Annotated in this window: 7 protein-coding genes and 2 rRNA genes; 3 read left to right on the top strand and 6 right to left on the bottom strand. The window is 27.1% G+C overall.

Going from position 1 to position 13,203, the window contains the following annotated elements; translation table 4 throughout:
• Window positions 1-484 precede the first annotated feature (484 nt).
• Entirely contained in the window at window positions 485-2,086 is a 1,602-nt protein-coding gene (locus HLA87_RS02825; protein ID WP_171111724.1) for a variable surface lipoprotein, read from the top strand.
• Between the two features lie 51 nt (window positions 2,087-2,137).
• On the opposite strand, the gene HLA87_RS02820 is transcribed toward HLA87_RS02825, so the two are convergent.
• The 6 genes from HLA87_RS02820 to rrf (HLA87_RS02795) all read right to left on the bottom strand — a co-directional run bounded on the left by HLA87_RS02820 (window position 2,138) and on the right by rrf (HLA87_RS02795) (window position 10,736).
• Window positions 2,138-2,962, bottom strand: coding sequence for an HAD hydrolase family protein (locus HLA87_RS02820; RefSeq protein ID WP_171111722.1), 825 nt, complete (start codon window positions 2,960-2,962; stop codon window positions 2,138-2,140).
• A gap of 76 nt (window positions 2,963-3,038) precedes the next feature.
• A 5S ribosomal RNA gene (gene rrf, locus HLA87_RS02815) occupies window positions 3,039-3,144 on the bottom strand.
• A 92-nt stretch (window positions 3,145-3,236) separates the two neighbouring features.
• Window positions 3,237-9,083, bottom strand: a complete 5,847-nt coding sequence (locus tag HLA87_RS02810) for a hypothetical protein (protein WP_171111720.1) — start codon at window positions 9,081-9,083, stop codon at window positions 3,237-3,239.
• Window positions 9,084-9,267: 184 nt separating this feature from the next.
• The gene (locus tag HLA87_RS02805; protein WP_336508856.1) at window positions 9,268-9,870 is read right to left on the bottom strand and encodes a pseudouridine synthase; all 603 of its coding nucleotides are present in this window, start codon (window positions 9,868-9,870) and stop codon (window positions 9,268-9,270) included.
• A gap of 111 nt (window positions 9,871-9,981) precedes the next feature.
• Window positions 9,982-10,578, bottom strand: a complete 597-nt coding sequence (locus tag HLA87_RS02800) for a hypothetical protein (RefSeq protein WP_171111714.1) — start codon at window positions 10,576-10,578, stop codon at window positions 9,982-9,984.
• 52 nt (window positions 10,579-10,630) lie between these two features.
• Window positions 10,631-10,736 (bottom strand): 5S ribosomal RNA (gene rrf, locus HLA87_RS02795).
• 852 nt (window positions 10,737-11,588) lie between these two features.
• On the opposite strand from rrf (HLA87_RS02795), the gene HLA87_RS02790 reads away from it, so the two are divergent.
• A complete protein-coding gene (locus HLA87_RS02790; protein ID WP_171111711.1) occupies window positions 11,589-11,753 on the top strand; it encodes a hypothetical protein in 165 nt (54 codons plus the stop codon).
• 194 nt (window positions 11,754-11,947) lie between these two features.
• A complete protein-coding gene (locus tag HLA87_RS02785; protein ID WP_212752327.1) occupies window positions 11,948-12,979 on the top strand; it encodes a DNA-methyltransferase in 1,032 nt (343 codons plus the stop codon).
• The last annotated feature ends 224 nt before the right edge of the window (window positions 12,980-13,203 follow it).

Below are 13,203 nucleotides of genomic sequence, written 5' to 3'. Positions count from 1 at the left end.
TAATGTCGAAAGATGACCAATAGAAATTTATAATTGATTAGAAAAATTCAATATTTTCTAAATACTTGTAAATGTTTATGGTTTTATTGGTTTTTGCAACTATTCCATTATTAGTTTTGATTATAATGTTTTTATCCAAAATAAAAAATAAGATATTATTGTCTTTCGAATATGAATAAATACTTGATTTTTCCAATGAATAATTAAAGAAACAATACTATAAATATATAAAAACGATAAAACAAACATTGACAAATTAATATTTTCTTGGTTTAGTAATGCAAATAAGCCGACACTCAAAGTAGTACTGATTTTTTGCCATATTAACTGGATGTTTATTTAAAAAATGAAAATTTCCACAAAAATAGACTATTTTTTTCGCGGGCCGAGCTCTTTTTTTAGCGATAGATTTTAGCGATAGATATAATCAGTTTGATTATTAATTAATCACTAATCACATTAATCTATTAACTAAGGAGAAAAAATGAAAAAATTATCCAAATTAACGCTTGCACTAAGTACAGCTGCATCGTTAACTTCGATACCGTTTTTGGCTGCATCATGTGGCGGAGAAAAAAAACCAAATACTAAAGTTGTTCCTGATAAACCAAGCGAACAAAGTGAAAAAACTGACTTTACAAATAAATCAGCCGCATTTGCGCCTAAAGAATCTATTAAAAATAAAACATTTAAAGAATTAACTACCGCCGATTTAAATCAATCTAATTTTAATGTTACATTACCAGATAACTTCACATTAAAAGATTTCACCTCTAAAAAGGAAGAAGACAAAATTACAATTGCTTATAAATTAAGTAATGGTAATGAAACCTCAGATGTCAAAACCGCAGAAGTTAAAGCAGATCAATTCAAAAAAGAATTAACTGATGAAGAAAAACAAGCAATCAAAAATGAAGATATTAAAAACGAATTAGCCAAAATAGAAGTTACTTTTGAATTGAATGATAAACTAAAAGCAAAAACTTTTGAAGCAGTTACTCAAGATGAATTAACTCAAACCAATATCACTAACTCTGTTTTACCTGAAGGAGTGAATATTGTTGACTTCAATGCAACAAAAGATGAAGATAAAGTTACAATTTCTTACAAATTATCAAAAGAAAGCGTTACTCAAGAACAAGCTAAAACTTTTGTAATCAATGCTAGTGAATTTCACCAATTAACTGATGAAGAAAAACAAGCAATCAAAAATGAAGATATTAAAAACGAATTAGCCAAAATAGAAGTTACTTTTGAATTGAATGCTAAACTAAAAGCAAAAACTTTTGAAGCAGTTACTCAAGATGAATTAACTCAAACCAATATCACTAACTCTGTTTTACCTGAAGGAGTGAATATTGTTGACTTCAATGCAACAAAAGATGAAGATAAAGTTACAATTTCTTACAAATTATCAAAAGAAAGCGTTACTCAAGAACAAGCTAAAACTTTTGTAATCAATGCTAGTGAATTTCACCAATTAACTGACTTTACAAACATCAATGCTGAAGTTAAACCAAATGAAGAATTTGCTAAAGAATCATTTGAAAAAATTACAGCTGAACAACTAAACAAAGCTGCTAACTATGTTTTAACAGTTAACGGTTACACCACAAAATTTATTAGTGCTGCAAAAGATAACCAAGGAATCACTGTTACCTATACAGTTTCTAAAGATACAGATGAATCTGAACGAAAAACAGCAAAAATTAGCAAAGATAGTTTTGATTCTATTTATTTTAGAGGCACCGAAATTAATGGCATAGAATTTAGTAATGGACAGTATTTTGATATAAAATATTCCAAAATTAATGAAGAAGAATTTAAAAAATATTCGCTGGATACAACTTATGTAGCAAAAGACAATTCCAGAGAAAAATTACTTTCAATTAAACTGGTAGATACAAAATCAGGAGAGACATACACTGTTCCATTAATGTTCAATTTTAATAACAATGCACTAGCATCAATATCGCCTCAAACCTTTAAAGGAAAAACATATAAGATCACAGAAATTAAATTAGTAAAAATAGACAAATTATTAAAATATAGTGATGATATCGCAAAACAAACATATACTTTTTAAGCTAAACGATTAAAAAAATAAAATAAACACCAGTAAATTAACACTTGGTGTTTATTTTCTTTTATGATGAATAAAATATTTGTATAACCCACCATTTTTATGTTTTGGTGCCACCTCGTCAGCCAATGCTTTGAGTTGACTAGTTGCGTTGCCCATGGCTACCAATTTTCCAACGTAACCCTTAAGACACGCATCTGACATTGAATCTCCAATATGCACAGCATCAGATAAATCAATTCCTTTTAACTTGCAGTACTCTACTGTGGCAATAGCTTTGTTGGTTGATATATCTGTTATTTCAACAATAAAGTTTCGGTTAGCGGCATAAGCATTCACTTGGTCTGGATAAAGTTCTTGAATTTCTTTTATGATACGTTTCGTTTTAAAAGAACTTTTTAATACGAACGCAATTTTAGTAATATTTCTATGTTTGTCAATGTCAAAATCTTTATTAATCGATATTGTATTCATTCATTTTTTAAAAAACAAATTACCTAAACGGAGTTGAATTTTGTTTTGCACATATAAGTGTTCTCCGTTTGAATCATAAACAACAAAAACCACTTTACGCTTAGTAGCATAATTGACAATATTATTAACGGCTTTATCTCTAATATTAATATAAGTAGCTAATTTACGATCAATATAAACTTCAGCGCCTGAAGAACAAATAATATCATCAATTGACAATTGTTTCATCGCTTGTTGAACTCGTATATCTGTATAAGAACGACCAGTTGAAAAAACAACATTAGCAAAATTCTGCATAATTAAAATAGCGCTTTGATTGCGATAAGAGATTCTCGTAATGCCATGCTGGTCAAATAATGTTCCGTCAAGGTCAATAAAGTATGTGGGTTTGCTTGTGTTTTTCATTCTATCTATTATAAATTATTATGAACAAATGCGAAATAATGGAGTAACTATTAATTTAGCTAAAAAAAGCATAAAAAAATAGCAGCTCCCTATTTTCCCATCTCTGGTATCGTCGGCACTACAAGGCTTAACTACTGAGTTCGGAATGGTATCAGGTGATCCCTTGCGCTATAACCACTGTTAATATATTACTATTTTTTTTAATATTTCAAAATATTTTTTCTGTTTTTCTAGATAATTTCATAAAAACAAAAAAATAAGCCGTTTTATATGCTTATTTCTTTCTTTTTGATTTTTTAACTATGAAAATAACTGAAATTATTAGTGCTCCCAATATTGGTAATAATAATAAATATAGATAATTTTTATTGAAATCATTTTTAGTTTTGACTTGTATTTCATCGCCAACTGTTATGTGTTGTATTGAAGCACCATCTTGTTTCTTAGAACTTTCAGCTTTACTTGTAGGTGTTTGTTCAGTTTTATTAAAATTATTTTTATCATTATTTTTTTCTAAATTATCAGCAGTGTTTTTATTTTTTATTATTTCTTCATTATTTGAAATATTTTCCGCATTTTCGGACTCTTTTTTAAATTTTTGAACGTTATATCCGTTTAGGATATTTTCGTAAGTGGCTTTGGTTTTGTTCAATGAATCAATATCAACATTTGGAATTTTAGTTTCTACACCGCGGATTAATTTATCTACGTCATTAATTCTATTTACAATATCTTGATAATCATTTTTGACTTTATCTACTGAATCAATGTCAATGTTTGGTAAATGAGTTTCAATGTTATTAATGAATTCTTCGCCCTCGGTAACTCTGGCTTGGATATCTTCGTAAGTGGCTTTGGTTTTGTTCAATGAATCAATATCAACATTTGGAATTTTAGTTTCTACACCGCGGATTAATTTATCTACGTCATTAATTCTATTTACAATATCTTGATAATCATTTTTGACTTTATCTACTGAATCAATGTCAATGTTTGGTAAATGAGTTTCAATGTTATTAATGAATTCTTCGGCCTCGGTAACTCTGGCTTGGATATCTTCGTAAGTGGCTTTGGTTTTGTTCAATGAATCAATATCAACACTTGGAATTTTAGTTTCTACACCGCGGATTAATTTATCTACGTCATTAATTCTATTTACAATATCTTGATAATCATTTTTGACTTTATCTACTGAATCAATGTCAATGTTTGGTAAATGAGTTTCAATGTTATTAATGAATTCTTCGGCCTCGGTAACTCTGGCTTGGATATCTTCGTAAGTGGCTTTGGTTTTGTTCAATGAATCAATATCAACACTTGGAATTTTAGTTTCTACACCGCGGATTAATTTATCTACGTCATTAATTCTATTTACAATATCTTGATAATCATTTTTGACTTTATCTACTGAATCAATGTCAATGTTTGGTAAATGAGTTTCAATGTTATTAATGAATTCTTCGGCAGGAGTGATTAGTCTTATATCAGTAATTAAATAATTTTTTTGTAATATTGAATATTTATACGAAGCGGCGAAGTTAATATTAAGACTTCTATCTTCATAATTTTTGTTAATTGACTGAATTGAAACATTTAATTCATCGGGGCTTGATATATTAATATCTTTATCTTTTATATCTTTTAGAGCTAAATCTTTAGAAACATCAAATTTCACTTTAGATAATAAATTGTTAAACTTAGTTGATATAAATTTTTCACCGGCTTGGGTTATGTTTTCGAAAGAACTTTGCGATTTTTTTTCTATCTCATTTATTGGTTTCGAATCAAGATTAATTTTACTTAAAATTGATTTGTACTCATTCATTTCTTTAACGAAAAAACTGACATTTGAGATAAATTCGTCAAAAGCATACCGATTAACAAAATTTAAATACCCATTTATTTTTTTAGTTAGTTGATTTGCATCGGCAATATTTTTATTGAGTACTTTTGTTTCAATATCAGTTTTATTTAACTCTGCCTGCTTAATTGCTTTTTTTGTTGCTGTAATAGCATCATCATATCATGATAAATTATCAGAATCCGCGTTACTATATTTAGTTTTTACCGAATTTAAATCGTTAATTATTCTTGAATAAATTGAATCATTCAACAAATCTATAAGGTTTTTAACTTTCTCAATTTCGTTAAATAATGATTGTTTTTTTAATGATAATTCTTTTAAATAATTAAACTGAGCAATATTCATAAAACCGTTTATAGTTTGCGATTTTATTGAGTTAAAATCATTATTTTCGATAGAGTAATTAATTAATAAAGTTCCATTTTCATCGTAAGGAGTAAGTATCAAGTTTGTAACCTTGAAACTATCATTATTATTTACTTCAATTAAATCGTCATTACTTATCGTACTTGGTAATTGTGTCTTTTTCTGTTCAGGAACACCAAAAGAGAATTCTTTAACATAGTTGTTAAACACTTTTTGTTTTTCATTGTAATTATTAACTAATTCATCAATAACTAATTCATATTTATTTATTAATTCTTTTATCTTTGAATCGGTTTGAATAATTACTTCTAAACTAGTATTCAAATCAATTTTATTATCGTTAAGTTGCTGAGTGATTTCATTAAATGTTTGACTCAAAATACTTCCAGGATTATTGCGGTTTATTAGACTTGATAATTTTTCAAAATCAAGTAAATAATTATTATATGCTGTTTCTTTTTGTTTTTCGGTTTCGCATTTTCTTGAGTTCTCAATTAAAGAACTAATTGAAGTTTTGAATTGTTGAATTTCTGTATCAAGAATATTAAAATCTGTGGTTTCTACTAGCGAACGATTTAAATTATCGAATTTCTCTTTAAATTCTCGTTTTGAGGCATCGTAATTATTTATATACTCGGTTTGAGTAAATCAATTTCTATTTTGATTAATAAGGTTTCTCCCTGTATTAATTGAATGTAACAAATTTAAATATTTATTTTTTATTTCATCATAAGTTTGTTTGGATCTGGTGCTTAAAAGATCATTAATTGCTTTGGCAAACTGACTCTTTGAAAAAGAAGTAAATGTTTGTTTGTCTTTTAAAGGCTCATTGGCAGTTTCTCTTGATTTGAAAGCTGTTTTTAATTCATTAAATTCATTAAAATTCTTTATTGAAGACAGCTTCTCCATAAAAATATTCTTTTCAAATTGATACAATTGCGATGAATCTGAAATTAAATTATTAAAGTCCGAAATCGTTTTATCAATATTGAATATTTTGTCGTATTTACTCAATTTAGCAATAAATTCGTCAATTTTGCCTGTGTCAATAAAATGGTTCATTTCTTCATTAATTGTTGAAAGTAATGCTTTAAGATCATTTTGTTCAGTGGGGTTTAAAAATTCGAAGCCTTTAATTGTGTTTAAATTATTAAATTTATTTTTTTCAATAATTAGCACATTCATTTTTTGATTTAGTATTTCATAAATTGTAAATGTATTATTAATCTCTTTTTCATTCAATGTAATTGAAATTTGTTTCAAAAATTCATCAGATTGAGGAGAATTTAGATTTTTAAATGCTTTTAACTTCACAACATAATTATCTGAAATTAATGAACTAATTTCATTTTTAATTTCGTTCGTGGTTGAATCGGTATAAATTTCTAATCTATCTAATTTTTCTTTTAAGATTTTTTTATGACCAGCAACAATTAATTGCGAATTATTAAATGAAGATAAAATTTGATTATAAACTTTTGTTGAGTCCGAAATAGATTGCATAACTAAATTTAATGCCGAAATTTTTTCCTCAATGAATTGTAAATTCAGTATATCCGGATTATTATCACTTAAAGCATTATTGGATTCCTCAATTAGCTTCAAATAAGAACTTTTATCAGAAGAATTTAACATAAAATTATTTCGTTCTTTAAAAGAATCGGTATCTTTCGTTAGTTTTTTTAATAAATTTAATTTCTTTTTAAAGGATTCTGCTTCACTAATAGTTAAATCAGGATTGTATCAATAATCAATGATTTTTTCTTTTATTTGGTCCACAAAATGAGGCAGCAAAATTTCATTTTCTTCTTTAAAATATTCTGAAAAAACAGATAAAATGGTGTTTACTTTCCTAATTTGTAATTTAAGTGAACTTAAATCTGTACTCATTTTGTCGCTTAAATTTCTTGCAAGATTCATAACTTCATCAGGATTCTCTTTGCTGATTAATTCTTCAAATATTTCGTTAGGTTTATTATTTGCCTCAGTTAATTTTTGAATTCAGTAAAATTTTGCAAAATCATATTCTGCAAAACTATTTTCAAAATCAGATTTTATTTTTGCTATATTTAAAATTTTAAAGTCATTTACAATTGTTGGTAAATACTTACTTATTCATCTGTACTTTTTTAATTTATTTGAAAAATTACTAATTTTAACAACTGTAATTACAGCAGATTCTTCAGGATTAAAAATACTATTCAATTCCGAGTTAATTTCTTTAGTAAAATTTGTTATATTGTTTGTGTTTTGCTTATTAAAAGTCGAAGTTAAATTAGTGTATTTAAGTTCATTTTGGCTATCAGAAAAATTAGCTAAATCATCAATAAGCGAATCCATTTGTTGAGAAATTAAGTCTCATTTTGAGTTTATATCGTTTAGATCTGCTCTTGAATTAGTTTGATTTCTGCTTAAACCTTGTATTCTTTTTATAAATTTTTCATCAATGTAATTGTAAATTTGAGGATATTCCTGTTCGTAGTATCTTTGAGTCGACTTAATTTTATCGATTAAGGATAGTTTATCATGAAGCAAATCATCTCTTAAAATTTCGATTGATAATTCTTTTTTATTATATTTTTTGGGTTCATATCAACCATAATTAGGTGTTAATTTATACGCTAAAACTTTTAACTTATTGCTTATATTGAAACTATAATCTGGACCTAACTCAATAATTAAGTTATTAGAATCAAATTCAGCGGAAACTACAATTTTTTTGATTGTTTTTTCATCGACCACTATTTCAAATGTTGCGTTTTTATAACTAGATGGATTATTAGAAGTGTTTATCGTGATTGTATTATCACCTTCATATACACTATCAGTTGAAATTTGATACATCAGAGGTCCTAAACCTCCATTATTTAAATAATCATCTTTGTAATTAAAATTAGTCCGGTAAACTGATTGTATCAAAGCAGGTCCTGGATAATCCATATATACAATTCCTAAGGTACCCAAATCATTATGTTCGTTCAATCACTTATTGACTGCTGGATTAACTTGCTGAGAAGATGAAAAAGGTCTTCAACCACTAGCCATAGACAAAAAATTTACATGCAAATCAGTTTCATGAATGTTACGATTATCTGCTTTTTCCATTGCTTGTGTAACATATTTAACTTTTTCATCAATAGAATTTATACTGTCATAATTATCTTGAACAGTTTGTGAAGATGTGACAAACTTATACATAAATCCACCTCTCGGACTTGTATTAACCTTATGGTGTCAATGGTTTAAAATAACAATTTTGCCTCTAAATTTTTCAACATTGAAACCTTCATCAGAAAGATCTCAAAATGATTTTCCACTCGGGTTGTATAGATATTTTTCAAATTCATTCAAAACATCGTTGTAAATTTTATTTGCTTGTTGTGCTTGCCAATCTTTATCAACATTAAAATATTCGTCTTTTACTCTAGCTACAATAAATTCAGTAGGATGCTTATCCAAAAAGGTGGCGAAATCGCGAATAGCGTCTCTAAATACTTGATTTGAATTAACTGGACCATGAACTAATTTTCCGTCGTTTTGCATTCTCAAGTCAAATGCACGTATTCCGAGTTTTAATTGGTCTTGGAAATTGTAGTATTGAGTCAAAGCGTATTGTCAACCAAAAGCATACGAAATTCCGTAACCATTGTACATCGTTGAGTCGTGTGTCCCTGGAATACTTAAAGAGAAAAAACTTTTATTATCTGGGATTTGTGACATTCAATCACTTGCTTGCACTTTGTTTATATCATTAACCACACCACTATCAGCAACATAGGTTAAGTCACCATTTTTATATAACTTTTTATCTATTGAGTCATTCATATTCATAGCAACATTCGCAATAGATGTAATTACTATTGGACTAACCAGTAATAGTCTTTTTTTCATAACACCTCCTATTTTAAAGTTAAATAACAAATATATTGTTTTTGAAAAGAGAAAAATAACAAGGAATATCCTTGAAACTAAAAAATTATACAACTACTGTCCAAAAATATACAATTTATTTTCCAAAATAAGTGGTAAATCAATTGTAATGGTCAATAAAAAACAAACACTTACTGAATGTTTGTTAAATAATTTTCAAGAGTGTTTTTTGGTCAGTATTTATTTCAATTAAAGACCCAGATTTTAGATTTTTTGACAGTTCCAAATCACCAAATTTAATTCTTTTCAAATAAACAACATTGAAACCGAAATAGTTCAACATTTGTTTTACTTGATGATATTTGCCTTCATAAATAGTTAGTTCGCATTGTTTGTTATTTAGGAATTTAAAATCATATTTAGTCACTTCATAACCATCAATTTTTATAGGACCAGAATGATTGAGTATGTTTTCATCAAATTCTTTATCAATTTCAAGGAAGTATGTTTTTGGAATATGATTTTGGGGCTTTAATACCCAATTCGCTCACTTACCATCATCAGTTAATATTAATAATCCCTCAGTGTCCTTGTCTAGTCTTCCAACACTAAAATATTGCGTGGGTTTTAAATCAATCAAATCAAAAATTGTTTTTGATCTAAAATCGCTGTTCGCACACAAATAACCCGAAGGTTTATTAAACATATAATAGTGGTGTTTTTCGTATTTAATTTTGCTATCACAAACCTTAACGTTATCCTTAAAAGGATCAATATTAACTATTTTATTTATAATTTGTCCGTTCACGCTTATCATCCCATTTTTTAATAATCTGACAATATCTTTGCGAGTATATCTAGTGGAATGACAAATAAATTTTTCTAACCTAATTTTTTTCATAGTTGCCTTTCATAGATTTTATTTTGAATTTTTTTCTATGGTACTTTTATTTATTAAATTCAAAACCCTGACATAGTCTTTACGATCAAACACTAAATATAATTCATCAATTGAATGATTTAAATAATTATCAAATTCATTAGGTAGTTTTATCTTCGGAAATTTTTCAATCAATGATAAATGTTCCCTATTGCTTCAAATTACTTCATTATTTTGGCTAATATCGAATGGTATTTGAGTTTTAGCAAGAATTCCACCATTATTTAAGGTAAAAAAATTCGTGTTTTTTCCGCCAACATATATAAGAAATTTTTTCTCGAAAAATTTTTTGTTAAAAATACTTGAAATTTTTAACACATTAATATTATCAGGTCAATCAGATTCAATAGATTCAGTTTGAATAAATTTATCATAAATAAAATAATTAGCAAAAGCTTCAGTAGCGCTTAAGTCATTTTCAATGATAATTAATTGGTTATTATTTGGCAATAATTTTAAAAAATCAATATAAGTATAGGCTTTTATCTCGCTGCGAATTGTTTCTGATTTTTGACATGAAACAGCAGACATAACTGACGGAACAACAATACTAGTAGCTAATAAAATTTTCTTCACATTACCTCCAAAACTACTATTTAATTATACATATCTCAAAAAAAGCATAAAAAAATAGCAGCTCCCTATTTTCCCATCTCTGGTATCGTCGGCACTACAAGACTTAACTACTGAGTTCGGAATGGTATCAGGTGATCCCTTGCGCTATAACCACTGATAATATTCTATAATAAAATTTTGAAATACCAAATAAATTTATTATTTTTTTCAATCGTTGATATGCATAAGTATTGGTCTTCTAAATTTCATTAGCAATTTAAAAAAATATTTTTTAGAGTCATCTCAGAAACTGAATTTCTTGATAAATTAGTTAAATCCAACTCGCAGAATCTTCCGTTATAAATGATATTTTTATTTCTGGCAAATATGCCGAAGGTAAAGTGACTTTACCTGATGAAATAAAACATTAACAGATTTAGCGTTTATCTTTAATGAAAGCATACACATATTGTTATGCAAAACGTGACCAAAATCGCTCGTATGCTTTTAGTAGTTGTTTTAATTTAACCAGTGTTATAGTACCAGAAGCAGCTATAATAGGTGACTGCTCATTTAAAAACTGCGTTTCCTTATAAATATTGAATTACAAAAAGAAACCAAATTAGACGAAAATGCTTTTTGCGATTAAAAACATTTTCATAATAAGTACTCAGTATAGTTTAGCGAATTAATTAATTTAATTAGTGACAAAAGATTAAATTTGAATAATTATGATTCGTTTTTTATTGGCAGAACAGTTTTGCACTATAAGCACTGATATTATTTTATAATAATAGATATAAATTGTATTAGTACTAATATCAAATATAATTAATCTATGATTATTAATCGTAATTTTTTGTGTCTCAAACAAAATTATCTAAAGATTAAATTTTAATAATTAAACAATGACTGGCTTCGGACTTATAAATGCTTTATAAAATCGATGTTAAATTATTTTTTAAAATAAACTTTTTAATACTCGGAATAAAACCTATCTCTAATTTCAATACTAGGCTATAATCTATATTATGGAAAAAGATATTTTTGATATTAAAAAAAATAAGGATTTGACTGTTTCGGTTCACTATACAATTAAATCATCAGTAATTGAAAAGGTTAAAAAAATAGCAAAAGAAAAATCTATGAGCGAAAGCAGGGTAGTTAACACAATATTGGAAAATTTTTTTAAATAATGTTCTTATTCTATAATATATAGCATAAAATTTATTAAACATATTGCTGTGATTAAAACAGAATGAATTTATTTGCCTAAAATCAAAAAAACCATAGTGGGATAGCAAAAAGGAGATTTTAAATAAATAAGAAAAACAATGATAATTTAATAATTGATATCCGGAATTGTGATTATAGGGATTTGTTAGCCTCTTTGTCAGATAAATCCATAGACCTAATTTGCATCGACCCGCCTTATGGAAAAATTAACGGAATGATACTTTCAGGACAAAAGAAGAAGGTTGATTGAGATGAAAATATTAATTGAAGCATAATGTTTCAGCAGTTCAATCGCGTAATCAAAGACGGAGGAACAATAGTTTGTTTTGGACAAAATCCAACATACGCACAAATGATACTTGCGAATCTAAAAGATTATAAATATGAACTTATTTGAGAGAAAAATAATGCAGCACAAGGTTTTCACGCCGATAAAATGCCGTTAAATTTTACCGAAAACATTGCAATTTTTATTCATAATGAAAACAAAAAACACAAAAGAACTTTTAATAATATTGCAACAAAAATTGCAGTGGATAAACAAGAGCATTTTTGTCGTTGATATGCTCAGCAAATGCAACAATGAATTGACTTGCCCAGACGTCAAATCCATCAAAAATTAGGACACCGTAAATTAGAATTTTGATTTTATTTCACGGGAGAGCACTTCGGTTTATTAAGTGAAACCCTTTATCAGCAATTAATAGAAAAATTTAACATAGACCAGTGAAAGGAATTTGTACCTTATAATCAGCTTAAAACCATCTGGAGTGACGAAAAAGAAAGAACCAAAGGTGTAAAGCTAAATTCTAGTTTATACAATAAGACTTTAAACAATATTTTAAAAATTTCTAAAGAAAATATCTATTTACATCCGACACAGAAACCACTTGAACTAATAGAAAAATTAATTTTAATGTATTCAAAAGAAGGCGACATAGTGTTAGATTGTTTTTTAGGTTCAGGTTCCACAGGTGTTGCTGCAATTAAAAATAATCGTAGCATTGTAGGTTGTGAGTTAAACAAAGAATATTTTGAAATTTCAGAAAAAAGAATAAAAATAAAGGCGGACAACAAAAATAACATCTACGTGGTGTTATTTTTTTGTGAGCATGTATCGGCATTGTTATTAAGTCAAAGAATTCCCAATAAAAAGGAAATGATTTCAAAATGTAAACACACTTAAATATTAAAGGGTTTGATTTAGCGTATGGAATTATAAACAAATTAAATTAAGGATATTTGTAAAAAAGAATTAAGACATTTTCCAACCAGAGTTTTTTAAGAAAAGACAACTTTCAAACAGATGAAAGAATAATTAAATATCATCAGTCAAAAACAAGTGTCGAAAACCGAAAAAAAATAACTTGAAAAAATCGAATTTTATTTTGGGCAATTCAATGAAATTAA

It is taken from the genome of Mycoplasma miroungigenitalium, from assembly GCF_013008635.1.
Lineage (GTDB): Bacteria > Bacillota_I > Bacilli_A > Mycoplasmatales > Metamycoplasmataceae > Mycoplasmopsis > Mycoplasmopsis miroungigenitalium.
The sequence above is the reverse complement of the archived record's forward strand: the minus strand, read 5'-3'. Positions and strand labels throughout refer to the sequence as shown.